A 25,340-nucleotide genomic window follows, 5' to 3' on the forward strand; every position below is an offset into this window, starting at 1 on the left:
AAACTACCGACACATGGCACAGGCTCCTGTCTCCCACCCGCCCTTGCAGGGTGGGAAACTCGTGATCGGGACGATCGCGGTATCGCTCGCGGTGTTCATGAACGTGCTCGACACGTCCATCGCGAACGTCGCGATCCCGACCATCTCGGGCGACCTCGGCGTGTCGTCCGACCAGGGCACGTGGGTCATCACGTCGTTCGCGGTCGCGAACGCGATCTCCGTGCCGCTGACGGGCTGGCTGACCGACCGCTTCGGACAGGTTCGCCTGTTCCTCGCGTCGATCATCCTGTTCGTCATCTCGTCGTGGATGTGCGGACTCGCACCGAGCCTGCCGTTCCTGCTCGCGTCGCGCGTCCTCCAGGGTGCGGTCGCGGGGCCGATGATTCCGCTGTCGCAATCGCTGCTGCTGTCGAGTTACCCGCGTGCCAAGGCACCGATGGCGCTCGCGCTGTGGTCGATGACGACACTGATCGCGCCGGTCGCGGGCCCGATCCTCGGCGGCTGGATCTCGGACAACTACTCGTGGCCGTGGATCTTCTACGTGAACATCCCGGTCGGCATCGCCGCCGCACTCGCCACGTGGTCGATCTATCGCACGCGCGAATCGACGGTGCGCCGCGCACCGATCGACGGCGTCGGCCTTGCGCTGCTCGTGCTGTGGGTCGGCTCGCTGCAGGTCATGCTCGACAAGGGCAAGGATCTGGACTGGTTCGCGTCGACGACGATCGTCGCGCTCGCGCTGATCGCGATCATCTCGTTCGCGTTCTTCGTGATCTGGGAACTGACCGCCGAGCACCCCGTCGTCGACCTGTCGCTGTTCCGCCGGCGCAACTTCACGGGCGGCACGATCGCGCTGGCGGTCGGTTACGGGCTCTACTTCGGCAACCTCGTGCTGCTGCCGCTGTGGCTGCAGACCCAGATCGGCTACACGGCAACCGACGCCGGTCTCGTGATGGCGCCGGTCGGGCTGTTCGCGATCCTGCTGTCGCCGCTGACCGGCAAGTTCCTGCCGCGCACCGATCCGCGCTACATCGCGACCGCCGCATTTCTGATATTCGCGCTGTGCTTCTGGATGCGATCGGGGTACACGACGAGCGTCGACGAGTGGTCACTCACGCTGCCGACGCTCGTGCAAGGTGTCGCGATGGCCGGCTTCTTCATTCCGCTGGTGTCGATCACGCTGTCCGGCCTCCCCGGCCACCGCATCCCGGCGGCGTCCGGTCTGTCGAACTTCGTGCGGATCATGTGCGGCGGTATCGGCACGTCGATCTTCCAGACTGCGTGGGATCATCGCAACAACTTCCACCACGCGCAGCTGGTCGAGCAGGCGAACGTGTACAACCCGACGTTCAACCAGGCCGTCACGCAGATGGGCAGTCTCGGGCTGACGCAGGACCAGGCGCACGGCCTCATCAACAACCTGGCCACGCAGCAGGCCGCGCAGCTCGGCGTGAACGACCTGTTCTACATCTCGGCGGCGATCTTCGTGCTGCTGATTGCGCTGATCTGGATCACGAAGCCCGAACGCGCGGGCGGCGGCGATGCCGGCGCAGCGGCATCGGCGGCGCACTGAGCATCACCGCGCACCAAACAAAAAAGCCCGGTCGAAATCGACCGGGCTTTTTTTTGCTCCGACGGCGCACTCGCGCCGCCTGATCATGCAGTGGTCACGACGAGCCGTTCCGGTGCGAGCACACCGTTCGCCTTGCGCGCCACACCAAGCAGCCGCGTTGCGTCGTAGACGCGCACGCGCTCGCCCTCGGCCGCATCGATCTGCGCGAGTTCCGACAGCGGCAGACGCTGGCCGTGCAGGAACCGCTTAGCACCCGCGTCGTCGAGCCGAACTAACGGAAACGTGGACAGCAATGCATCGACCGGCTGGAGCCACGCATCGCGCGCCGATTCGTCGGCGTCCGACAGCGCATCGAGCGTCACCGCATGCTCGAGCGTCAGCGCACCGACACCCGTGCGACGCAGCATCGTCAGATGCGCACCGCAACCCAGCACCTCGCCGATATCCTCCGCCAGCGTGCGCACATAGGTACCCTTGCTGCAGGTCACACGAAACGTCACGTCGGGCAGCTCGCAGGCGAGCAGGTCGAGCGCATGGATCGTCACGTTGCGCCCTTCGCGCTCGACGGTCTGGCCCGCGCGCGCATATTCGTACAGTGGCTTGCCGTCGCGCTTGAGCGCCGAATACATCGGCGGCACCTGCACGATCTCGCCGGTGAAGCGCACGAGCGCGGCTTCAACCGCCGAGCGGTCGCATTCGACGGGCCGCGTGTCGATCACTTCACCTTCCGCGTCGCCGGTGGCCGTGCGCAGGCCGAGACGCATCGTCGCTTCGTAGGTCTTGTCGGCTTCGAGCAAGTCCTGCGAGAACTTCGTCGCCTCGCCGAAGCACAGCGGTAGCAGGCCCGAGGCCAGCGGATCGAGCGTGCCGGTATGACCGGCTTTCTTCGCGAGCAGCAGACGCTTCGCGCGAATCAGCGCATCGTTGCTCGACAGGCCGACCGGCTTGTCGAGCAGGAGGACGCCATCCAGCGCGCGCCGGGGCACGCGCGGACGTTGGGGTGCTGCAGTCGTCATAGGCCGGTCGCGCTCAATCGTCCTTGGTGGGTGCGTCAGCCTCGTCGTCGTCCTTCGCGCGCGTCGAGTTCGCTTCCTTGATCAGGCGCGACATTTCCACGGCCTTCTCGATCGTCTGGTCGTAGTGGAAATGCAGCGTCGGCACCGTATGGATGTGCAGGCGCTTGAACAACAGGTTGTGCAAGTGACCCGATGCGTGGTTCAGCGCTTCCTGCGTCTTGGCCGGATCGCCGGTCAGCGCCGTGAAGTAGATCTTCGCGTGCGCGTAGTCCGGCGTGAGTTCCACGCTCTGGATGGTGACGATGCCAATACGCGGGTCTTTGACCTCGCGCATGATGAGTTCGGACAGATCGCGCTGAATCTGGTCGGCGATCTGAACGTTGCGATTGGGGGAAGTTCGTTTCCTGGACATGATCGATCCCTGATTCGTTTATCAGGATAATGCGGCCGCCTTTTGGCGGGTCGCCATGAAAAATGGGCGGGACAAGCCCAAGCCTGCCCCGCCCATGAGCCGATACGCGACGATTACAGCGTACGCGCGACTTCGGTCACTTCGAAGACTTCGAACTGGTCGCCTTCCACGATGTCGTTGAAGTTCTTCACCGACATGCCGCACTCGAAGCCTTGCTTGACTTCCTTCACGTCGTCCTTGAAGCGCTTCAGCGATTCGAGTTCGCCCGTGAAGATCACGACGTTGTTGCGCAGCACGCGAACCGACGACGAGCGCTTGACGATACCGTCCGTGACCATACAGCCTGCGACCGCGCCGATCTTCGGCACCTTGAACACCTGGCGCACCTCGACCGTACCGGTGATGACTTCGCGCTTCTCCGGCGCCAGCATGCCCGACATCGCCGCCTTCACCTCATCCACTGCGTCATAGATGATGTTGTAGTAGCGGATATCGACGCCATTGGCTTCCGCGAGCTTGCGCGCCTGCGCATCCGCACGCGTGTTGAAGCCGATGATGACCGCCTTCGATGCCGTTGCAAGGTTGACGTCGTTTTCGCTGATGCCACCCACCGCGCCGTGCACGATCTGCACGCGCACTTCGTCGGTCGACAGCTTGAGCAGCGACTGCACGAGTGCTTCCTGCGAACCCTGCACGTCGGCCTTGACGATAAGCGGCAGGTTCTGCACTTCGCCTTCGCCCATCTGCTCGAGCATGCTTTCCAGCTTCGCGGCCTGCTGCTTCGCGAGCTTCACGTCGCGGAACTTGCCCTGACGGAACAGTGCGATTTCACGCGCCTTGCGCTCGTCCGGCAGCACGATCACTTCCTCGCCCGCGCCCGGCACTTCCGACAGACCCTGGATTTCGACCGGGATCGACGGGCCGGCTTCCTTCGTCGGCTTGCCGTTCTCGTCGAGCATCGCGCGCACGCGGCCGTAGGCCGAGCCCGCGAGCACGATGTCGCCACGATTCAGCGTACCGGACTGCACGAGGATCGTCGCGACCGGGCCCTTGCCCTTGTCGAGCTTCGCTTCGATCACGATACCCTTGGCCGGTGCTTCGACCGGTGCCTTCAGTTCCAGCACTTCGGCCTGCAGCAGCAAGTTCTCGAGCAGATCGTCGATGCCCGCACCCGTCTTCGCCGACACCGGCACGAACGGCGAATCGCCACCGTATTCTTCCGGCACGACGCCTTCCGTGACCAGCTCCTGCTTGACGCGATCGAGATTCGCTTCCGGCTTGTCGATCTTGTTGATCGCGACGACGATCGGCACACCACCCGCCTTCGCGTGGGCAATTGCTTCCTTCGTCTGCGGCATCACGCCGTCGTCGGCCGCCACCACCAGCACGACGATGTCGGTCGCCTTCGCACCGCGTGCACGCATTGCCGTGAACGCTTCGTGACCCGGCGTATCGAGGAACGTGATGACGCCGCGCGGCGTGTCGACGTGATAAGCGCCGATGTGCTGCGTAATGCCGCCCGCCTCGCCCGCCGCAACCTTCGCGCGGCGAATGTGGTCGAGCAGCGAGGTCTTGCCGTGGTCGACGTGACCCATCACCGTGACGACCGGCGGACGCGGCAGTTGCTCCGCATCGGTGGTCGTTTCGCCTTCGACGAGCAGCGCTTCCGGATCGTCCAGCTTCGCGGCAACCGCGCGGTGACCCAGTTCCTCGACGACGATCATCGCCGTTTCCTGGTCCAGCACCTGGTTGATCGTGACCATCTGGCCCATCTTCATCATCACCTTGATGACTTCCGAGGCCTTGATCGACATCTTGTGCGCGAGATCGGCAACCGAAACGGTTTCCGGCACGTGCACTTCACGGACGATCGGTTCGGTCGGCGCCTGGAACGACGATGCGCTGTCCTGGTGACGGCCGCGACCCTTCGGGCCGCCGCGCCAGCCGCGGTCGACGCCGCCGCTCGAATCGCCGCGCGTCTTGATGCCGCGACGCTTCGCCGCGTCGTCCTGCCAGCCGCCCTTGCCTGCGCCCGGCTTCTTGTTGCGATCGCCCGCGCCTGCCGGTGCCTGCGTCGTTGCCGGTGCAGCGCCGGCCGGCTTCTTCACCGCCGGACGTGCCTGCGCACCTTCCGGCTTCGCCGGCTTGTGCAGCGTGCCCTTCGCTTCGGCCGGCTTCGGCGGCTCGACCGGCTTCGGCGGCTCGACTGCCTTGACCACGGCCTTGCGCGGCGTGTTCATCATTTCGCGGATCGCACGCGCTTCGGCCTCGGCGGCCGCACGGCGCTTGCTGATCTCTTCCTGCTCGGCGCGCGCCTTGTCCGCCGCCTCGCGGGCAGCATCCTCGGCCTTCTTCGCCGCTTCGCGCTGCGCCGCGCGTTCGGCAGCCGCACGTGCTTCGGCGGCCGCGCGCGCTTCGTCCTGCGCGGACTGCGCAACCGGTGCTTCCTGCTCGGCCGCGGCGGCCTGCTGCTGCGCTGCCGCCTGCTGCTGTGCCGCAGCGGCTTCGGCCGCGGCACGCTTCGCCGCAGCTTCTTCCTCGGCGCGACGGCGCTCGGCTTCGGCCGCTTCCTCGCGGGCGCGGCGCTCGGCTTCCTCGCGCTCCAGGCGTTCCTGGCGTTCGCGCAGTTCCTGCGCCTGCTTCTCGAGCAGCTCGGCCTCGCGGCGCGCTTCTTCCTCGCGACGCTTCAGTTCTGCATCGTCGTCCGCTTCGGCGACCTGCGCCTGACCCTGTTCCGCACCCTCGCTCACGTCGTCGCGCTTGACGAACGTACGCTTCTTGCGGACCTCGACCTGAATGGTGCGAGCCTTGCCCGTCGCGTCAGATTGCTTGATCTCCGACGTATGCTTGCGGGTCAGCGTGATCTTGCGCTTATCGCCGTCGGTTGCGCCGTGCGACTTGCGCAAATGATCGAGCAGACGCGCCTTGTCCGTCTCGGACAGCACATCGTCTTCACTCGCTTTCTGGACGCCCGCTGCCTGCAGCTGTTCGAGCAGCACACCAGCAGGCATTTTCAGTTCCGCGGCAAATTGGGCTACGTTGTTACTCGCCATTCATTCCTCTTAGTGCAAGGACCGATTCCTTGCTGTTAGCATCGGGTCAGGCCATACGGCCGCCATCAAATCAGTGCGCCATGGTCATTTCTCACTGGAACCAGTGTTCACGTGCTTTCATGATCAACGCCTTAGCGGCATCCTCTTCCATCCCGGTCATGTCGACCAGTTCATCCACAGCCAACTCGGCGAGATCGTCTCGCGTCTGCATGCCGTGTTCGGCCAGCTTCGCGAGCAACTCCGGCGTGATGCCGTCGAGGCTCTTGAGATCCAGCGCTGCGTTCTCGACCTTTTCTTCGTTCGCGATGGCCATCGTCAACAGCGCGTCGCGTGCGCGGTTGCGCAGTTCATGCACGGTGTCCTCGTCGAACGCCTCGATTTCGAGCATTTCGTTGAGCGGCACGTAAGCGATTTCTTCGAGGCTCGTGAAGCCTTCGTCGATCAGGATGTCGGCAACTTCTTCGTCGACGTCGAGACGCGCCATGAACAGCGCACGCAGCCGGTCGCGCTCTTCACCCTGCTTCAGGGCGGATTCGTCCGGCGTCATGATGTTGATCTGCCAGCCGGTCAGTTCGCCGGCAAGGCGAACGTTCTGACCGCTGCGGCCAATCGCGACAGCCAGCTCGTTCTCGTCGACGACCACGTCCATCGAGTGCTTTTCTTCATCGACGACGATCGACTGGACGGCTGCCGGCGCGAGCGCGCCGATCACGAACTGGGCGGGATCCTCCGACCATAGCACGATGTCGATGTTTTCGCCACCGAGCTCGTTGCGCACGGCCTGCACGCGGGAGCCGCGGATGCCGACGCAGGTGCCGATCGGATCGATCCGCTTGTCGTATGCGATGACGCCGATCTTCGCGCGCACGCCCGGGTCACGGGCCGCTGCCTTGATTTCGAGCAGGCCCTGCTCGATTTCCGGCACTTCCATCTCGAACAGCTTCATCAGGAACTCGGGCGCCGTACGCGACAGCTCGATCTGCGGGCCGCGCGCGGTGCGGTCGACCTTTGCGATGTACGCACGCACGCGGTCGCCCACGCGCAGGTTTTCCTTCGGGATCAGCTGATCGCGGCGCAGCAGCGCCTCGACACGGCCCGATTCGACGATGAAGTTGCCCTTGTCGAGGCGCTTCACCGTACCCGTCATGATCTTTTCGCCACGCTCGAGGTAATCGTTCAGGATCTGCTCGCGCTCCGCGTCGCGCACCTTCTGCAGGATCACCTGCTTCGCGGCCTGCGCGCCGATGCGGCCGAACTCGATCGACGGTACGGGTTCCTCGACATATTCGCCGACTTCGACGTCGGGCTTCTGCTCACGTGCTTCGAACAGCAGGATCTCGCGATCCGGCTCCTGCAAGCCTGCCTCGTCGGGCACGACGAGCCAGCGACGGAAGGTTTCGTGCTCGCCGCTTTCGCGATCGATATGGACGCGGATTTCGGCGCCTTCGTCGAACAGCTTCTTGGACGCGGACGCGAGCGCAGCCTCGAGGGCGCCCAGCACCACATCCTTTTCGACGTTTTTCTCGCGCGCCAGCGCATCCACCAGCATCAACACTTCGCGACTCATTATTTGCGGCTCCTAAAGTCAACTTGCGGAATCAGGCGGGCTTTATCGATATCGGCCAGCGTGAAATCCAGCATGGCCGCCTCGCCCTTCTTCCCTTCAAATTCCAAACCGATCGTTTCGCCATTCGGCGCGTGCAGAATGCCCCGGTACGTCTTGCGCCCGTCCAGCGGCTTTTTCAAGGTCACGGAAACTTCGCTGCCAGCGAAGCGCTCGAAGTCGGCCAGCTTCTTCAACGGGCGGTCGAGCCCCGGGGACGAGACTTCGAGCCGTTCGTAATCGATGTTTTCGACCGTCAAGACGTGCTGGAGCTGACGCGTGACCTTTTCGCAATCTTCGAGCGAGATGCCGGCAAGCTGATCGATATAGATGCAAAGCATGCCGCGCCCGGTGCGCTCGAGATCCACCAGCTCGTAGCCGAGCCCGGTGACCGTGGTTTCTATCAGTTCCGTCAGTTGCACTGTGTCCTCTCAGGTGTTCGCGCCCGCCGCTCGCGATTACACCCGCGGGCGCGCGCCTTAGCCGGCGCAGGAAGCGCTACCCGAGATGCCTAACCGTTTCAGCAAAAAAAAATGGGCGGAACGCCCATCTTCTTACTGGTGGTCGCACCTGAGCCGCACATTGAATCCGTACGCCCAGCGACTCCGCGATTATAGCGATTTTTGGCGCAAACGCCAAGCCAGCCGGTAAAAGCAGCGTGTCGCCTGCCTTTACGGACCGAAAATGCGAAATCGGACTGCCCGATCGACCGGCGCCATCCTGCCGCGCCGGAAATCGGCCATGCCGACGACCATCCAGCGGCACGCGGCATATATATACAGTCGAAAGCAATCAACGCAATGCGTCGTGCCGACAAAACCGGACGGATGCCGATCGTGCCGGCACGCCGGCGGCTTTGCGCCGCCGCGTGCCCGAACGCTCAGCGGCTGCGCGTACGGGTGCGTTGCGGACGCTGGCCGCCACGCGGGCCGCCGCTGTTGCCACCACCTTCCGGACGATTGCCGTTCGGATTGCGATTGCCGCCCTTGGGAGGACCACTGCGCTTGCCGCCCGCGCCTTCGCGCTTGGGGCCTGCGCCATAAGACGCGCGATTGCCGTCGACATCGCGACCACCGCCAGCGCGATTGCCGTCACGGCCGCCCCCCGAGCGGTTGCCATCGCGGCCGCCGCCTGCACGATTGCCGTAGCCCGACGGCGTGACCGGCAGGCTACCGTAGCCGCTCAGGCCGGGCATGCCCGGCCCGCCGCGCCGACCACCGCCGCGACGCGGCTGGTCTAGCTGACCGTGCGTCGTCAACACCGGCTCACGGTTGAGGAACCCCATCGACGTCTCCATCGGATCGGGCTGGCGCCGCTCGGCCTGCTCACCGCCGCGCTTGCCCTTCTCTTCGGACGGCGCCTTCAGGCCGACGGTCGCCATCAGCTTGCGCACTTGCGCATCGTCGAGCTCCTCCCAGCGGCCGCGCTTCAGGCCACGCGGCAGCGGGATCGGGCCGTGACGCGTACGAATCAGCCGGCTCACCATCAGGCCGGCCGCCTCGAACATCCGCCGCACTTCGCGGTTGCGGCCTTCGGCCAGCGCGACGTGATACCAGTGATTCGTGCCTTCGCCGCCGCCGTCGCGAATACGCAGGAAGTTCGCCGGGCCGTCATCCAACTCGACACCGTGCAACAGCTTCTGCCGGTTGCCCTCGGTCAGCTCGCCAACAACGCGTACCGCGTACTCGCGCTCCACGCTGTAGCGCGGATGCATGAAGCGGTTCGCGAGATCACCCGAAGTCGTCAGCATCAGCAGACCTTCGGTATTGAAGTCAAGGCGGCCCACCGCCAGCCATTTCGCCGTCTTCATCGGCGGCAGGCGATCGAACACCGACGGACGGCCTTCCGGATCCGCATGGCTGACGATCTCGCCCGTGGGCTTGTGGTACAGCAGCACGCGCGGCGGCTTGTTCGGCAGCTTGCGCTTGACCGGCTTGCCGTTGATCCGCACCTGATCGGTCGGCATGATGCGCTGACCGATGTGCGCGGGCTCGCCGTTCACCGACACGCGGCCGGCGACGATCAGTTCTTCCATTTCGCGGCGCGAGCCCATGCCCGCTTCCGCCAGCACCTTGTGAAGCTTCGGCGCGTCGTCGTCCGGCGACAGCACGCGCTTGTTCGCCGGCTGGCTGCGGCCGCGACGCAGCATCGGCGCACGCACGCCGCTACCGCCCGCGGAGTTGTCCGCGTCGAATGCCGGCGACGTCACGTATGCGAACAGTTCGTCCTGGGACGCATCGCCCTCCGCCTTTACCGGGCCACCTTCGGCCTTCGGTGCACCACCGCGTCGACCCTGGCCGCCCTGCGCACCCTGGCCGCCCTTGGCCGCGCCTTCGCGCTTGCCGCCGGCGGCCGGCTTGCGACCGCCCTTGGCCGTACCTTCCTTGCGCGGCGCACGCGCCGGCTGCGCTTCGACGGCCTCGACCGGCTGCGCGTCCGCGCCTTCGCCGCCCTGCGACTCGCCTTCGGCGCCCTTCGACTTGGCCGCCGCGCGACGGCGCGCGATCAGGCTGCGCGGACCTCGCCGCAGACCGCGGCGGGGACGGTCGTCGCCACCCGCGGCCGAAGCGTCCTGCTCCGGTGCATCGTCGGCACGCGCTGCCTGCACGGCAGGCGCGGACGATTCAATATCGTGGATATCTGTCAAAACAACCTCAAAATGTCAGGTCTCGCGCCCGGCGCGGGCGCGGCAAGAAGTTGGCCGCGTTCAGGCGCGACGCTGTTCGGGTTCTGCTTCGTCGTCCGGCAGCGCGTCGGCGCCGATGGGCGCACTGGCGCTTCGTACGGCATCCGCGAGACTGTCGGACGTGTCGTCCAGCATCTCGCAGTCCGCGGGACGGGAACGGGACGCGTCGGCCTGAACAGCCTCGCCGGGCATGTCGCCGGCCGCTTCCGCTCCGTCTCCGGCAGCCGTTTCGGCGGCCGCCTTGCGATCTTCCTCGCTCCAATCCGCGCGCAGCGGCTCGGGCTGCGCACCGGTCGGCGCTACTTCGGCACCAACCTGTTCCGCTTGTTCCATTTGTTCCGTTTGCCCGCGATCAGCATCGAGCGTATCGCGGCTCGGGATTTCCTGCGTCGTCGCGACGTCCGTCACGCCATCGCCCGGCAATTCGACCGATCGGCCGGCGGACACTTCTTCCGCCTGCGCTTGCGGCACATCGTCCGTTGCGTCGTCGGCAGCCGACACGTCACCCTCGAAGTCGATTGCCTGCTGCGCAAGCAGCGCGGCCTCGATGTTCGCGGCCGGCTCTTCGAGCGCTGGCAGGTCGTCGAGCGCCTTCAGGCCGAGATCGTCGAGAAACTGCTTGGTCGTCGCGTACAACGCCGGACGCCCCGGCACGTCACGATGACCGATCACCTCGATCCAGCCGCGATCCTCGAGCTGCTTGACCACCTGCGTATTGACCGTCACGCCGCGAATCTCTTCGATGTCGCCGCGTGTGACGGGCTGCCGGTACGCGATGATCGCGAGCGTTTCGAGCACCGCGCGCGAATATTTCGGCGGCTTCTCGGGATGCAGGCGATCCAGATAGTGACGCATCGCCGGCTTGCTCTGAAAGCGCCAGCCGGTCGCCAGCGCCACCAGTTCGACCCCGCGGCCGGACCAATCCTGTTTCAGATCTTCGAGCAACGTGCGGACCGTGTCAGCCGACACGCCGTCGGCAAAGAGCTTGCGCAAATCGCCGAGCTTCAGCGGTTCCTGCGCGCAGATCAAAGCAGTCTCGAGGACGATCTTCGCCTCTTGGGTATTCATGCAGCTAGGCCAGACCCTGTGGTCAAACGAACCGGATCAACAAACAGACGAAATGAACGGAAGACGCGCTCGCCCGATTCTGATCGGTCATATTGATGGGAGCACGAACCGGGGGCGGCGAACCAACTTCAGGCCAGGCCCAAACCGGACGGAACAGCACGGCTCAACGACGGAACCGCGTGACTGAGCGCCATATTACGCAAAATTGCCCGGTGCGTAAAGATGGACCGAGCGGGCCACCGCCAGTGCGCCGCGTCCGCTCCGGCCCTGCTTCAGCGGGCAGCCGCGCCGCGCGCGAGGAACTGGCGCAACCGCTCGACGCCCGCGTCGAGTCGTGCCCGATCACACGCGTAGCACCAGCGCACGAAGCCTTCCCCCTCCGGACCGAATGCACGCCCGGGCGCAAGACCGAGCCCCGCTTCGCGCACCAGCGTCTTGCAGAACGCGAGACTGTCGGCCGCGCCCGGCAGACGCAGGAACAGGTACATCGCGCCCGGCGGAGGCGGCACCTCGACACCCGGCAGCGTCCGCAGCGCGGCGACCAGGTGATCGCGAGCATCGCGCAGCGCCGAGACGAACGACCGCACGAACGGCTCGCCGTCGCGCAGCGCGACCTCGCCCGCGGCCTGCACGAAGCCCGGCGCACACGACGTGTTGTATTCGACGAGCTTCGACAGATCGCCCATCACCGATGCCGGCGCAATCAGCCAGCCCAGCCGCCAGCCCGTCATCGCCCACGCCTTCGAGAACGAATTCACGACGACGACCCGCTCGTCACGCGAAGCGATATCGAGGAACGACGGCGCGCCGCCCGCGCCGAACGCGAGCCGTTCATATACCTCGTCGGCGACCAGCCAGATACCGTGACGGCGGCAATGGGCGAGCACGGCCTGCTGATCGTCGCGCGACATCGTCCAGCCGGTCGGATTGTTCGGCGAGTTGATCAGCAGCATCCGCGTATCGGGCGTCAGCGCCGCGAGCAGCCGCCCGACATCGAGCTGCCAGCCCGCGTCGCCATAGTCGAGCGGCACGCATTCGACCTGCGCGCCGAGGATCTTCGGGATCTCGACGAGATTGGGCCAGAGCGGCGTCACCGCGACCACACGTTCGCCCGGCCCGACCAGCATCTGCGCGGCCAGCATCAGCGCGCTCACGCCCGAACTGGTCACGGCCACCGCGTCGGCCGCCGTCGCACCATGCCGCGCGCCGACGTAGGCAGCGATCGCGTCGCGCAGCGGCGCAGTGCCGAGGTTGTGCGTGTAGAAGGTCGCGCCGTCGCGCAGCGCCGCCGCTGCGGCGTCGCGGATGAAGTCCGGCGTCACGCGATCGGATTCGCCAAACCAGAACGGCAGCATGTCCGGCACGCCGAAGCCGGCGTTCGCCACCTCGCGGATCAGCGACGGACGCAGCGCGCTCACCGTGGCGCGTGCCGCCGGCTCGCCGGTCACCGGAAAGGAATCTGCAGAATGCGTCATCGAGAACCATCGCCCAGGGACACGATCCGCGTAGTGTACCGGCCTGTGAGCCGGGCCGGCGCACGCCGAGGCACGTCAGTCGAGATCTTCCGCCCTCGCCGGCATCTGCCGCACGAGCTCCCAGATCGCCTGCGCCGCGGGCGACAATGACCGGTCGCGGCGGCGCACCAGCTCGACGGTGCGTTCGGTGCGCGGCGTGAGCGGCCGCGCGACGAGTGTCGAGCCGGCCGGCAGCGGCAGCGACAGCCACGGCTGCACGCTCACACCAACCCCGGCCTCGACGAGCCCGAACACGGTCGCCGAATGCCCGAGCTCCTGCATGACCGTCGCATTGACGTGATGGGCAGCCAGCGCGGCATCGATCAGCGGCCGGCTTCCCGACGCATGATCGAGCAGCACGAGGCGCTCGCCGTCCAGCGCCGTCCACGGCACCTCGGCACGTGCCGCGAGCGGATGGTCGGCACGCGCGACGAGGCAGAACGAATCGGTCATCAGCGGTTCGCAGACGAGATCGGCGACCGTGAGCGGCCCGATCACGACGCCGAAATCGACCTCGCTCGACTTCACCTTGCGCAACACATCGCTCTGCACGTCGTCGCGCAGGCCCAGCGTCACGAACGGAAACTGGCGCTCGCACGATGCAACCACGCGCGGCATCAGCCTGCACGCGATCGTCGGGCTCGCCGCGACGATCACGCGCCCGCGGCGCTGCTCGCCGATCTCGCGAATCTCGCGCAGCGTGTCGTCGAGATCGTCGAGCAGACGCGACACGCTCGCGATCAGGTTCGCGCCCACGTCGGTTAATTGCACGTCGCGCGTCGTGCGGTCGATCAGCTTCAGCCCGAGCTCGGCCTCGAGCTCACGCACGCAGCGGCTGACCGCGGACTGCGTGAGCCCGATCTCGTCGCCCGCGCGACTGAAGCTCTTGAGCCGCGCTACCTCGATGAATACGCGAAGCTGGCGCAGCGTGACGTTCATCTCCTGACCTCATCAATCGTCGATATCAATGCGCGATTTTAATGCGTGAACCCGGTGCCGATGTACGAATCCGGCACCTGCCGCACATGTTTCGCTGCGGTGCAATATCTACGCAAACGCACGTGGTGCGGGCGAACTGCACAAGATTGGTGATTGTCCCGATTTGCTGGCGGGTTATTTTGGCGTCTTATACGCCCCTAGCTGACTTAGCCGTTAGCTCGCTGCCAAGCGGCTCTCGAGGGATTCACCTCCGACATGGCACGCTTCGTGCATTACCTGGCGCACAGGGCGCAGGTTTCGTCGGACGGAAGAGCAGAAACGCCGCTGCCGGCCAACCGGACGCCCCCACCCGGCACTCGACGATCGAGTGCTTGAAGAGTGCGCGGCGCAGGGCAGCGCACCGGAGTTAGCTTCGCTGAGGTGAGGACATGATGCTGTTCGACGATTTGAGAGATAACGAGTGGGCGCTGGTCGAAGGTCTGTTTTGCTCGGAACCCGCACGGAGTGAGCGACGCGGCCGTCCCCGCGTGGAAGCCCGCTCGGTGGTGAATGCCGTGCTGTGGGTGCTGTCGACGGGCGAAGGCTGGTCCAAGCTGCCGGGACGCTATCCGTCGCCGCCGACCTGCCGCCGTCGCTTCGACGAATGGCAGGCGGACGGCACGCTCGCCGAAATCGTGAAGCGACTCGGTACGAGCGGCCGGCAGATCTCGTTGCGCGGGCGCATTGGCGCAAGCGCTGCGAAGCCGCCCGCACCGCCGAGCCGCGACCGGCTGCGCGGCGCCTTCTGGACCAACCCGGAATCCTGGCGCGCGCCCGTCAAGATGGCGTAACGAATGCTCGATCGGGCGGCTTCGGCCGCCCGGTTTCTTTCTGCGACGCGACCTTTTCGCGACGCCTGCATTGCCGTCGATTACCGTTGTCGTGCCGCGATACATCTATTTACCAATATTTACAGCTAGCCTGCACTCCCACGCTTACCTTAGCGATATATCAACAGGCCGCGTCGACGGCTTGAAGGGAGCCCCGCCATGAAAACAATGTCACTGCTCGTCACGTGCGGCATTGTCATTTCCCTGGCGCTGGCCGCTCCAGTTCACGCCGATGATCGCGTGAAACCGCCCCATCGCCAGCAGGATCACCGGAATACCGTCCGCCAGCCGCCGTCCGCTGCGCAGTCGGGCCGGCAGACCGTGCCGCGTGGCGACCTGCGCGGCGACATTGCCAGCAACGCACGTGCGCGCATCAGCTCGCAGCCGTCCGACATGCCGCGTCATCCATAGAACTGCGAACCTCAGGATTTCATCAAAGAAAATGCCCGCTTTGGGGAACTGCGCCGCATGCGACGAGTCACATCGTTGCCATGAGCACAGCGTGGCAGCAGCAAAAGTATCCGGTACGCCCGTATCCTCGCGATACGGGCTTTTTTTTGACCTCGCCGGCTGCGCGGCGACGCCCGAGCGGGATGGTGCGCCGCTACAGGCGGCTTTCGAGAATCGCCACGGCGCTCGCTTCGCTCAATGCGTAGTCGTCCATACGGCGATCGGTCCAGGAAAGTAATTTCTCGTCGCGTTCGAGGCGCGAAAATTCGGCTCGACCGCTATCGGTCAGCACCGCGATGTCGACCGGTGCGTGGAAACCCGGCGCGGGGGCAACGGTCTTCTGCCTGACCGTGTCCATCAGCCCGAGCGACCGGAGATACTCGAACACGCCCGGGCGGCGTGCCCACGGAACCTGGCGGTACTGCACTCGTCTCAATGCGTCGAGCACCGCTTCGTTGGAATACGTGGCCATCTCGATTCTTTCTTAAAGTGCAGCGACAATGCGAAGCGGCGCGCCGGGCGGGGTCTCCGCCCGCCGATACCGCCACCGGTTCTGGGGGCCGACGTTCGGCGTCGCATCAGGGCCGGATCATCAGCCGTCCATAAAAAGACACCATACCCCAATCAAATTGATTCTGTTCGATTCATTTGTACTTCTCTTCATCTGTTTCATGCTCTGCCGCAAGCGGCGGCGAACCATCTCGATCGCCGCCGTTGCGCTGTTCTGGCTGCTCGCGACAGGCTGGCTCGCGGCACCGCTGATCGCCTGGACCGAGGCAGGCGTCACGCCGGTCGAACACCCTGACATGCACGGGCGAACCACGCTGATTCTCATCGGCGCCGGAACGCGTCATACCGACACCGGGCTGCGGCCGCCACCCGACGGAGTCGCGCGCATCCACAAGGTTGCGGCGCTCTATCGCATGTGCCGGCAGCAGGCCGAGCGCTGCACCGTGGTGATGTCGGGCGGCGACCCGCAGCACCACGGCGAAACCGAGGCGGTCGTATACGGCCGCCAACTCGTGGCGGAAGGCATCGCCCCCGCCGACCTCGTTCTCGAACCGAACAGCCGTACAACCTACGAAAATGCGAAATTCACTGCGTCTATACTACGCCCACAGTATGACGACGCACGCATTCTCGTCACGTCGTCGTACCAGATGCGCCGCGCCTTGCTCGATTTCCACCGTTTCGGCATCGATCCGCAGCCTGTTTATGCGAATCTCCGGCGCGCGCAGACGGGCTGGCTGCCGCGCTGGCGCAATTTGGCCAACGCCGAGCAAGCGCTGCACGAACTGGTCGGCATCGCGCAATTCCACGTCTATCGATGGCTCGGATGGTTCTGACGACTGCGCGGAAACGGGAGCGGAAATAGCGACGCCAATCAGGATGGCAAGCGCGTGACGAAATTCACAAACTGTTGCGCGACTTCAACGGGGCCTTGCGTTGCGCCGCGATCCGATGCACATTGATCCGTCACTTTTGTTACACTCGACACGCACTCGATTGCAGTCGCCAGACAAAACGGCAACACTCGGGTTCATCACCACTTAGCGGAGGTAAAGCAATGAAGAAGACGTCCCTGGCTATCCTGGTAGCGATGTCGGCGCTGACTGGCGCAGCGTATGCGCAAGAGAGCACGGAAATCAAGACCATTACCGATCCGGCCAAGATCTCCGAGATCGAGCAGCGCGCACAAGCCCTGCAACAGCAGCAAGCGGCCGAGGCCGCTCAGCCGGCGATGCAAGAAGAGCATCACCACGGCAAGAAGGCTGCTCACCACAAGGCAGCGGCGAAGAAGGCCGGCAAGAAGGCCGCCAAGGCCGCAGACGCTGCCAGCCAGTAAGTTCGGCGGCACCGCACAAGTAAAAAGCCGAATCCGGGCAACCGGGTTCGGCTTTTTTGGTTGCGGTGCCCGTGCGCTGTGCTAAAGTCGCGCACCGAAATTTTCCACCCGTGCGCACCCCGGTGCGGAGGACAGCATGAGCAACATTCAACTCGACATCGAGTGGACCGAAGCCGCCACTCGCCAGATCAAGCAACTGATGCCCCGCGGCTCGGCCGACGCGTTTCTCGCGCTGCCGCCGATCGAGTGCCTGCCGATGGAGGGCGATGTGCTTTTCCTCGGCCCGCAAGGCAAGCAGCAACCGTTCATCGTTGCCGAGCGCCAGTATCATCACGACGGCGACGCCGATTGGACGATCATCCTGATTCTCGACGTACCCGGCACGTCGCACTGACGCGCCGCGGCGACCGGATACGTCCGGTCGCCCCACCCAGCTCAGACGAGCTTCAACAGCACGCGGATTTCGGAACGTTCGATCCAGTCCGCGGCCGCTTCGCGATACGCGAGAATGTGCGCGGAACGCGCATGGGCGGCAAGCGCCTCCTCGCTCTCCCAGCGCTCGACGAATACGAACCGCGCGGGCTCCTTCAGGTCCCGATGCAGGTCGTACTGCAATGCCCCCGCTTCGTTGCGGGTCGGCTCGACGATCCCTTCGAGCATGGTGCGCAGTTTTTCCTCGGCGCCCGGCTTCGCCACGATCAGCGCCACGACTGCAATTTCCGCCATTCCCGACTCCTTCTTTGAGAAAAGTCCGAGAATACGCGAATCACGCATCGGCCGCGCCGATGCGCCGCTGCACGACGGCCCAAAAAAATAGCCCGCGCTTCAGAGAAGCGCGGGCGAAACCGTCGCCCTACGAGGATAGGCGACGGGGCCATCGAGATCCGCACGCTGGCGCGGATCGTCATCAGTTGCACCGGCGCTTGTCGCGCCGGCATTTGAAGACGTCGGTACCGTTGATCTGGCGCTCGCGGCGCACACCCGGTACCTGACGCCATCCTCCCTGCTCTAACGATTCCAACATATAAAGCAGGTTGCGTGCCAGGCATCGCACGCCGATCACGCCATTGATTTATAAGGACAATTTCTTCACCCACGCCAATGTGACGCGTGCTCTGCCGCCGTAACGCGCGGATGTTACGTAACGTCACGAGGAGGGACCGAACCTCTCGCACACGTGCGCGCCGGCGAGCGACCATGAAAAAAGCCCGCCAAATGGCGGGCTTTTCGCAGGTGCGGAGAAGCGTCGAGATCAGCGGAGCTGATTCACGAGCAGCCCCATGATCTGGCGAGCCGCTGACGACGTGTCGGGCGCTCCCGAATCGTCGACGACCGCGACGCGCGTCTGGTCGCCCGTGAGCGCCTTCACGTTGACGCGGTACTGCTTCGCCTGCTTTTCCTTCTTGCCGTGGAACAGCTGGCTCCAGAAGCCCTGCTCGGCCGAGGTCAGATCCTTCGGATCGACGTAGCGCACGAAATACAGGCCCTTCGAGCGATCGCGATCGTCGACCGTGAAGTTCGCGCGATCGAGCGCGAGACCGACGTGCAGCCACGACCGGTCGTACGGCTCGCCCAGCGTGACCTCGGACGGCACGGCAGCCGCATCGGCTGCATCGTTGCCCTGCGCCGACGTGCGCGACACGTTCTGCGCGGCAATCGCGGCGGCGGCCTTCGACGATGCGTCGTCCTCGGCCTTCTTTTCCTTCGGCACAACGTTGTCCTTGATGTTCGCAATCGGCGGCTCGCCGTTTTTCGCGCGCTGCTCGTTCTGTGCGAGTACCGCCATCAGCCGCTTCAGGTACTCGGTCTCGAGCGCCGGATCGTTCGGCTTCGGTTCCCACTTGCTCGAATCGTTGTTCGAGCCCGTGATCGCCTCGCGCATCCCCTTCTGGCTGATGAACACGTAGGTGCCGCCGTTCGGCGCCGAATCGAGACGCGTGCGGTACTTGTTGCGCTCGGCCGTCACGTACGAGTTGCCCATTGCCTTCGAGATCACACTGCGGATCAGGCCGTCGTTGATCTGCGGATGGGTTTCGTTCCAGTCGGTTTCCATCACGCCCTTGTCGCGCTGGTCGACGACGAGCAGGAAGCCCTGCTCCTGCCAGAAACGGCGGACCTGCGGCCAGACGGCGGCCGGCTGCTTGCCGTCGATCACGAGCCAGCTCTCGGTGCCGTCGCGCTGGATATGCATGCCGGTCACGGCCGGAGCGACGGTGTCCAGGGCGGGCGCCGCCTTCTGGACCTGCTGAAGCGCAGACAGGGAAGTCGCGCCGCCCTGGGGCGGCAGCGAACGCTGATCGGCCGTCTCGTCGAGCATGTTGGGCGGCACTGCGAGCGACGCTTCTTTCGATTTCGAATCGCTCTTGTAGTCCACTTTCGTGGGCGACGACGTACCGCAACCGGCAACGAGCGCGCCGGTGGCGAGCACTGCAGCGAACCGCATGGTAAGACGAAGATCAGTCATGTTCGGGGAATCCTCTTCCGCTAAATCACGGCGCTTTCCGTGGATCAACCTTGGATTTTACCGGGGCCGCGCCGCGATGTGCAAAAAAGCGACCGGCAAGAAAAAACCCGCGTCAGCCTAAGCCGACGCGGGTTCTTGTCTGGTCGGGGCGAGAGGATTTGAACCTCCGACCACCTGCACCCCATGCAGGTACGCTACCAGGCTGCGCTACGCCCCGAAAGAAGAAAAGTATAACAGACACTTTTCCTATTTAGAATCGGGTCGCATGCATTTTGTGAATGTTCTTGTGAAATTTTTTGGCGTGACGGCACCGATACGGGCGCAGACGCCCCTGCCGGCACGACCTGCGCCCCGACTGCACGGCTTGCGCCTCGTGCTCACCGATTGCGCGCGACGCAGATGACCGTCAGGCCGGCAACGCGGTTGAAGCGGAACATCGGCAACTCGATACGACAGATCATCTTGAGCAAGCCGTTGACGAGCGGATGGTGGCGGCGCAATTGCGACGCCGGCTCGCGCGGATGCGGGCGCGCCCGCTCGCCCAGCCGCAATGCCGCCGCAAGCGGGAACGTGAGACCGAAGTAGTAGGCGCCGCGCTCGACGTCGAGCCCTGCACGACGAACCACATCCTCGAGACCGCCGAGCGTATAGCGGCGCTTGTGCTCGAGAAAATCGTCATGCCCGCTCCAGAGGAACTGGAACGCGGGAACCGTGATCAGGAACCGGCTGCCCGGAGGCGCCCCCGCCACATACTGCGACAGCAGCCCGACGTCGTCGTCGACATGCTCGAGCACGTCCATCAACAAAACGAGATCGGCATCGAATCGTTCGACGGACCGCCGGAAATGGATGGGCTTGCCGGCCGCCTCGCCATCGGTATCGTCGGCGTAGCTCGTATCGACACACCACGCTTCCGTCGCCTGCGTGCGCTCGAGCAAATGCTTCGAGAAAAAGCCGGAGCCGGCACCAACGTCGAGTATCCGGTTCGCGCCCGACGCGCCGAGGAACCGGCGGATCGCGCTCGCCTTCGACGCGTAGTACCAGTGATCGCCCACCCCCGCACCCAATACGTCGACTTCCTTCAGATCCATGGCGCTTCCCCGTGATGGCTACCGTGCTTTGTTCGATCCAGCCACTGATGCCGATCTTACTCGCCGCCGCCGCCGATCGTAACCGTCAACGATGCACGGCCCGCGACAGCAACCCGCATTCGTCCCTAATCGAAAGGGACGATGGCCGCTTCGCCACAGATCGCTACCGTGCGGTTACCCGGCGCGACATCCACGCGCACGGCGAACCGTCCGACTGCATGCCGATCGATCCGGCCCGCCCCGGCTTTGCCGCGTCGCGCGCGATACAGGGAGCGGCTTCGGTCACCACCGCGGTCGCGACTTCTTGTAATCGTCTTCGACAAAGGGCATTGAATGCATCAGAAAAACGAAATCTCCCGTCGAGATTTTCTCCGGCTAAGCGCCGGCACGATCGGCGTGGCACTGGGGAGCACGTCGCTTTTGTCCGCATGCGGCGGCGACTCGATTTCGGTCGCGCCTGTCACGACGCCACGGCTGAGTTCGGCTTCGAACTTTCGCGACACGGCCGGACCGGACGGAACCGGCTATGTGACGACCAGCGGCGCGACGATGAAGAAAGGCCTGATCTATCGGTCGTCCGCGCTCGCGTTATCCGCCGCCGACGTCGCCACCGTCGGCACACTGGGCATCAAGCAGGTCTGCGACCTGCGCACGCCCGCCGAGATCAAGACGCAGCCGGATGTGCTGCTGGCCGGCGCCACCTGGCAAAACCTCAATGTGCTCGGCGCCGCCAGCATCGACCCGATTCCGACCACGGGTGCAACCGCGACGGCGTTCATGCTGAGCATGTACCGGGCGTTCGTGACGTCGGACACCGCACATGCAAGCTATCACGCGCTATTCACCGGCTTCGCCGGCGTCGGCGAAAACCTGATTTTCCACTGCACGGCCGGGAAGGATCGCACCGGCTGGGCGACCGCCATCCTGCACACGATCCTCGGCATCCCTCAGCAAACGATTCTCGCCGACTACCTGCTGACCAACGTCTATAGCGCATCCGAAATCGCCGCCTCTGTTGCCCAGGCTCAAAAGGCCGGGGGGCAAAATGCGGCGGACATGATGACCGCGCTGCAAGGCGCTCACACCGACTATCTGCAGGCGGCATTCGACCAGGTCACGGCGTCGTACGGCTCGATGACGTCGTACATCGACAACGGCCTGCAACTCGACCAGGCAACGCTGAGCGCCATCCGGCAGCGCATGCTGGTCTGACCCGGCCCGCGGGCGACCCCGACGGGGCCGGATCGCACGCGGCGTTCGACCGCACCGGCCGGCGCATCGCTAATCCGGTGAAACCCGCTCCGGTCAAGGCTGGCGGCGGGTTTGTCCGGTCGTCTCAAAACACGCCAGCCGACGGTCCGCACCAACCAAACGACCGTTTGATCCGGTCGCCCGGCCAGCCCGAATCCATTGTCCCGCAGCGCGCCGGCTCGCCGCGCCCGCGCGCCCGTTGTTTGGTAACGCCGCTCTAGCGCGCTATGACACACTGCACGGCATCGACGCTCGCGCCGCGCGTTGGCGCGCACCGCCGTCGATCACGACAAGACATGGAGACAGACGATGCGGAATGCGGTCCGGCGCGGCCATCGCTCGCCTTTGGCAATTTTCGACTGGATTTCCGGCCCGCAACGCGCGGCCGCCCCGGTCAGGCACAAGACAACCCGCGTGTTCGGCTGCGGCGCGCTTGCACTCGCGCTGCTCTGCGCCGGCTGTGCGGAATCGTCCGCGCAACGCGACGGCAACCCGCCGGTCGCGTCGACGAAGATCGAACGCACCAAGGCCCAACGCCTCGCCCGCGAGCAGCAGATCGCGCGCACTGTACCGTCGCTCGCGTCGATCAGCCTCACGCAACCGCGCCCGTTTTCGCTGCGCGACTCGGGCCAGAACGGCGCGATGACGTTCCTGCGTGACGTCGATTTCCGCATCGTCAACAACCTCGGTTTCTTCATCCACCAGCTGTCGGCCACGCTCGTGCCGACACAGGCCGGTGCGCCGATCGTGTTCGACGATCCGACCAGCTTCCAGATCGACGTGCACGAAGGCACGGTCACGCTCGACAATGCGAAGCTGACCGCCCTCTTCAACACCTATATCTTCGGCTACCGCAACGCGCCGCTACGCAACCTCTCGGTATCGGCCGGCGACGGCGTGATCCATCTGCAAGGCGAAATGCAGCGCGATGGCTGGGTGCCGTTCTCGCTGACCGGCACGCTCGCGATCCGCGACGGCAGCCAGCTCGTGTTCCACCCGACCGGCGTGCGCGTGTCGGGGATCAACGCACAGCCCGTGATGCGCGCGGCCAACGTGAAGATGGCCGACCTGCTGAAGGTCCAGACGCCGATCGCGCGGCTCGCCGGCGACGATCTCGTGATGTCGGTCGACAAGCTGATGCCGCCGCCGCGCCTGAAGCTCACGATCACCGCGCTGCGCGTGACGCCGGCCGGCCTCGACCTGACGCTCGACGACGGCACGCATGCCAGCTTCGCGATGCCCGCGAACGCGCCGCAGCAGGCGATGGTCATTCGCGGCGGCGACGTGAAGTTCATGCGCTCGATGCCGATGAACGCGGACATCCTGATCGGTCCGGTCGATCCGGCGAAGCGCGACCAGACTTTCGTGTTCGACCTGTATCACTATCGCGACCAGGTCTCGGCCGGCTACTTCAATTTCGACGAAAGCGGTGCGATGGCAATCCGGATGCCGCCGTACACGGGCCCGGCCAGCGGCGCACTGCTCGGCAACGCAGCCGCGCGCCTGAACGACAGCTTCCTCGCCGCGCAGCAGAATGCGCTGCGCGACGTGCGCCAGCACTGGGAAGCGTACGCGCTCGCGGCGGACACCGTGCGACCCGGCATGCAGAAGGTCGCGATGCGGCGCTCGTCGACCACGCCGTTCGACGAACGCCACGTGTCGAACCGCAACCCGACGATCCATCTGCGCAACGTCGACTTCAACCTGTCCGGCGATATCGGCTTCCATGTCGAGGATCTCGACGTGGAACTCGTGTCGAAGCGACCCGGCGAACCCGTCGATCTCGACGATCCGAACCAGTACGACATCCGCATTCTCGGCGGCACGGTCGTCGAGTCGTGGAAGGCGATGTCCGCGCTCTTCAACAACTACCTGCTCGACTACTCGCCGCGCTCACTGAACGACCTGCAACTGAGCGCGGACGGCCAGAACCTGCGTGTCCAGGGTGGCATCAAGCTGTGGAATCACGTGCCGGGCGTCTGGCTGCCGACCGACATGAAGGGTTCGCTGACCGTGCTCGACGACCGCCACCTCGCGTTCAAGCCGGCCCAGGTGTCGGTGCTCGGCATTCCGCAGGCGAAGCTGCTGCGCTCGCTCGGCATCGAGCTCGCTTCGCTGACGCCGCTGCAGCGGCGCGGCGCGGAACTGCGCGGCGACACGCTCGTGCTCGACCAATACACGGTGTTCCCGCCGCCCGTGCTGAACGGCAAGCTCGGACAAGCAACGGTCGAGCGTGACGGGCTGCGCCTCACGTTTCGGCGCGCGGCGGGCGCGCCCGCGCCGAAGCGGCCGCAGATCGACGCGCCGAGCTACATGTGGATGGAAGGCGGCGACATGAAGATGTTCAACGTGCTCGAACTGAACGTGCGCGCGCTGATCCGGAATTCGGCCGAGGCCGGCCCGATGCGTTTCGACCTGTACGGCTACCGCAGCCAGGTCGCGCAGGGCTCGGTGCGGATGCTGCCGGACGGCACGCTGGTCGTCGACATGGGACAGAAGAATCCGCTCGCGACGCGCTGATGCGCATGCGCGACACGCATGAAAAAAGCCCGGTGGCGCTTCGCCAACCGGGCTTTTCATTTCATGATTCGGGCTTCGTTCTTCGCGCTCAGCCGTGCTTCAGTCCGTCGATCACGTCGAGCAGTGCCTGCCGCAACGCAATGACATCGACAGTGGTGCCCGGCTTGCCCGGCACCCGCGTATCGGCGACCTGAACGTCCTGCTCGACGGGTGCTGCCGCCGCGGCGCGCTCGCCGCCCGGCGAATCGAGCCGGTTGCGCGCGCCGTTGATCGTGAACCCCTGCTCGTACAGCAACTCGCGAATCCGCCGGATCAGCAGCACCTCGTGATGCTGGTAATAGCGACGATTGCCGCGCCGCTTCACCGGCCGCAACTGAGTGAATTCCTGTTCCCAATATCGCAGTACATGCGGCTTGACCCCGCACAGTTCGCTGACTTCACCGATCGTGAAGTAGCGCTTCGCGGGAATCGGAGGCAAGACGACTTTCTCAACCGTAGTGGTCATCGTCGGTTAACCGTCGGTAAAGGGTGCGCGGCGGCCGCGCGGAGACGTCGGCGCGCGGCGTGTTACTCCGTGCCGTTTTCGACCAGCGCCTTCAGCTTCTGGCTCGCGTGGAAGGTTACCACCCGGCGTGCCGCGATCGGAATAGCCTCGCCCGTCTTCGGATTGCGGCCCGGGCGTTGCGGCTTGTCGCGCAGCTGAAAATTGCCGAACCCCGACAGCTTGACGCTTTCGCCGTTTTCGAGCGCGTCGCGGATGACTTCGAAAAACGCCTCGACCATGTCCTTCGCTTCACGCTTGTTCAGCCCGACGCTGTCGAACAGCAGCTCCGCCAGTTCCGCCTTCGTCAGCGTGGGCGTCTCGGTGGACGCCGGCGCCGAAGCGTCGCGGTTCATGGCGCTGCGTTGCGCCGTCAGGAGGGCTTCGAATTCACTCGAGGTCATGTCGTTCATATCTGCCATACAGCGCGTTAAATCAAAACTT

Annotated in this window: 22 protein-coding genes, 1 tRNA gene and 1 pseudogene; 8 read left to right on the forward strand and 16 right to left on the reverse strand. The window is 65.1% G+C overall.

Annotated elements, in window-relative coordinates; translation table 11 throughout:
• Nucleotides 1-13: 13 nt before the first annotated feature.
• Nucleotides 14-1,573 carry a DHA2 family efflux MFS transporter permease subunit gene (locus VL15_RS06185; RefSeq protein ID WP_048244031.1) on the forward strand — a complete coding sequence of 520 codons (1,560 nt, stop codon included), beginning with the start codon at nucleotides 14-16 and terminating at the stop codon, nucleotides 1,571-1,573.
• Nucleotides 1,574-1,656: 83 nt separating this feature from the next.
• On the opposite strand, the gene truB is transcribed toward VL15_RS06185, so the two are convergent.
• From truB to VL15_RS06230, 9 genes are all read right to left on the reverse strand, one after another.
• Entirely contained in the window at nucleotides 1,657-2,589 is a 933-nt protein-coding gene (gene truB / locus VL15_RS06190; RefSeq protein ID WP_048244033.1) for a tRNA pseudouridine(55) synthase TruB, read from the reverse strand.
• 13 nt (nucleotides 2,590-2,602) lie between these two features.
• Nucleotides 2,603-3,001 carry a 30S ribosome-binding factor RbfA gene (gene rbfA / locus VL15_RS06195; protein WP_048244035.1) on the reverse strand — a complete coding sequence of 133 codons (399 nt, stop codon included), beginning with the start codon at nucleotides 2,999-3,001 and terminating at the stop codon, nucleotides 2,603-2,605.
• 113 nt (nucleotides 3,002-3,114) lie between these two features.
• Nucleotides 3,115-6,054 (reverse strand): translation initiation factor IF-2, encoded by a 2,940-nt coding sequence (gene infB, locus VL15_RS06200; protein WP_048244037.1) that lies wholly within the window; start codon nucleotides 6,052-6,054, stop codon nucleotides 3,115-3,117.
• 91 nt (nucleotides 6,055-6,145) lie between these two features.
• Complete coding sequence (nusA, locus tag VL15_RS06205) at nucleotides 6,146-7,621, reverse strand: transcription termination factor NusA (protein ID WP_048244039.1); 1,476 nt, start codon at nucleotides 7,619-7,621, stop codon at nucleotides 6,146-6,148.
• Nucleotides 7,621-8,079 (reverse strand): ribosome maturation factor RimP, encoded by a 459-nt coding sequence (rimP, locus tag VL15_RS06210; RefSeq protein ID WP_006752291.1) that lies wholly within the window; start codon nucleotides 8,077-8,079, stop codon nucleotides 7,621-7,623. The genes nusA and rimP overlap by 1 nt, the downstream gene beginning before the upstream one ends.
• 458 nt (nucleotides 8,080-8,537) lie before the next feature.
• Entirely contained in the window at nucleotides 8,538-10,304 is a 1,767-nt protein-coding gene (gene rluB, locus VL15_RS06215) for a 23S rRNA pseudouridine(2605) synthase RluB (RefSeq protein ID WP_048244041.1), read from the reverse strand.
• Nucleotides 10,305-10,364: 60 nt separating this feature from the next.
• On the reverse strand, nucleotides 10,365-11,411 hold the full coding sequence (gene scpB / locus VL15_RS06220) for an SMC-Scp complex subunit ScpB (RefSeq protein ID WP_048244043.1): 1,047 nt from the start codon (nucleotides 11,409-11,411) through the stop codon (nucleotides 10,365-10,367).
• 272 nt (nucleotides 11,412-11,683) lie between these two features.
• On the reverse strand, nucleotides 11,684-12,886 hold the full coding sequence (locus tag VL15_RS06225; RefSeq protein ID WP_048244045.1) for a pyridoxal phosphate-dependent aminotransferase: 1,203 nt from the start codon (nucleotides 12,884-12,886) through the stop codon (nucleotides 11,684-11,686).
• Between the two features lie 75 nt (nucleotides 12,887-12,961).
• Nucleotides 12,962-13,864 carry a LysR family transcriptional regulator gene (locus VL15_RS06230; RefSeq protein ID WP_034190148.1) on the reverse strand — a complete coding sequence of 301 codons (903 nt, stop codon included), beginning with the start codon at nucleotides 13,862-13,864 and terminating at the stop codon, nucleotides 12,962-12,964.
• A gap of 431 nt (nucleotides 13,865-14,295) precedes the next feature.
• Here VL15_RS06230 and VL15_RS06235 point away from each other — a divergent pair.
• Nucleotides 14,296-14,691, forward strand: a pseudogene (locus tag VL15_RS06235) (transposase); the annotation flags it as partial.
• Nucleotides 14,692-14,892: 201 nt separating this feature from the next.
• Entirely contained in the window at nucleotides 14,893-15,144 is a 252-nt protein-coding gene (locus VL15_RS43090; RefSeq protein WP_048244047.1) for a hypothetical protein, read from the forward strand.
• Nucleotides 15,145-15,337: 193 nt separating this feature from the next.
• On the opposite strand, the gene VL15_RS06245 is transcribed toward VL15_RS43090, so the two are convergent.
• Nucleotides 15,338-15,655, reverse strand: a complete 318-nt coding sequence (locus VL15_RS06245; protein WP_006495354.1) for a hypothetical protein — start codon at nucleotides 15,653-15,655, stop codon at nucleotides 15,338-15,340.
• Nucleotides 15,656-15,812: 157 nt separating this feature from the next.
• Here VL15_RS06245 and VL15_RS06250 point away from each other — a divergent pair, with 157 nt between their 5' ends.
• The 3 genes from VL15_RS06250 (at nucleotide 15,813) to VL15_RS06260 (ending at nucleotide 17,423) form a co-directional block, all read left to right on the forward strand.
• Entirely contained in the window at nucleotides 15,813-16,529 is a 717-nt protein-coding gene (locus VL15_RS06250) for a YdcF family protein (protein ID WP_048244049.1), read from the forward strand.
• A 221-nt stretch (nucleotides 16,530-16,750) separates the two neighbouring features.
• Nucleotides 16,751-17,029, forward strand: a complete 279-nt coding sequence (locus tag VL15_RS06255; protein ID WP_011351789.1) for a hypothetical protein — start codon at nucleotides 16,751-16,753, stop codon at nucleotides 17,027-17,029.
• Between the two features lie 136 nt (nucleotides 17,030-17,165).
• Nucleotides 17,166-17,423: a hypothetical protein gene (locus VL15_RS06260; protein WP_034184019.1), complete on the forward strand. Its 258-nt coding sequence runs from the start codon at nucleotides 17,166-17,168 to the stop codon at nucleotides 17,421-17,423.
• Between the two features lie 41 nt (nucleotides 17,424-17,464).
• On the opposite strand, the gene VL15_RS06265 is transcribed toward VL15_RS06260, so the two are convergent.
• The 4 genes from VL15_RS06265 to VL15_RS06280 form a co-directional block, all read right to left on the reverse strand.
• Nucleotides 17,465-17,755: a putative quinol monooxygenase gene (locus VL15_RS06265; RefSeq protein WP_048244051.1), complete on the reverse strand. Its 291-nt coding sequence runs from the start codon at nucleotides 17,753-17,755 to the stop codon at nucleotides 17,465-17,467.
• A gap of 526 nt (nucleotides 17,756-18,281) precedes the next feature.
• The gene (gene bamC, locus VL15_RS06270) at nucleotides 18,282-19,493 is read right to left on the reverse strand and encodes an outer membrane protein assembly factor BamC (protein WP_048244053.1); all 1,212 of its coding nucleotides are present in this window, start codon (nucleotides 19,491-19,493) and stop codon (nucleotides 18,282-18,284) included.
• Nucleotides 19,494-19,633: 140 nt separating this feature from the next.
• A tRNA-Pro gene (locus tag VL15_RS06275) sits at nucleotides 19,634-19,710 on the reverse strand.
• Between the two features lie 160 nt (nucleotides 19,711-19,870).
• A complete protein-coding gene (locus VL15_RS06280; RefSeq protein ID WP_048244055.1) occupies nucleotides 19,871-20,584 on the reverse strand; it encodes a class I SAM-dependent methyltransferase in 714 nt (237 codons plus the stop codon).
• Nucleotides 20,585-20,980: 396 nt separating this feature from the next.
• Here VL15_RS06280 and VL15_RS06285 point away from each other — a divergent pair, with 396 nt between their 5' ends.
• Together VL15_RS06285 and VL15_RS06290 are read left to right on the forward strand one after the other, a co-directional pair.
• Nucleotides 20,981-21,796, forward strand: a complete 816-nt coding sequence (locus VL15_RS06285) for a tyrosine-protein phosphatase (RefSeq protein ID WP_268991178.1) — start codon at nucleotides 20,981-20,983, stop codon at nucleotides 21,794-21,796.
• A 348-nt stretch (nucleotides 21,797-22,144) separates the two neighbouring features.
• On the forward strand, nucleotides 22,145-24,355 hold the full coding sequence (locus tag VL15_RS06290) for a lipoprotein (RefSeq protein ID WP_048244369.1): 2,211 nt from the start codon (nucleotides 22,145-22,147) through the stop codon (nucleotides 24,353-24,355).
• Nucleotides 24,356-24,443: 88 nt separating this feature from the next.
• On the opposite strand, the gene VL15_RS06295 is transcribed toward VL15_RS06290, so the two are convergent.
• Nucleotides 24,444-24,860 (reverse strand): MerR family transcriptional regulator, encoded by a 417-nt coding sequence (locus VL15_RS06295; protein WP_048244059.1) that lies wholly within the window; start codon nucleotides 24,858-24,860, stop codon nucleotides 24,444-24,446.
• Between the two features lie 62 nt (nucleotides 24,861-24,922).
• A complete protein-coding gene (locus VL15_RS06300; protein ID WP_046545481.1) occupies nucleotides 24,923-25,309 on the reverse strand; it encodes an integration host factor subunit alpha in 387 nt (128 codons plus the stop codon).
• Between the last annotated feature and the right edge of the window lie 31 nt (nucleotides 25,310-25,340).

Origin of the sequence: Burkholderia cepacia (assembly GCF_001039005.1) — a bacterium.
GTDB classification, from domain to species: Bacteria; Pseudomonadota; Gammaproteobacteria; order Burkholderiales; family Burkholderiaceae; genus Burkholderia; species Burkholderia theae.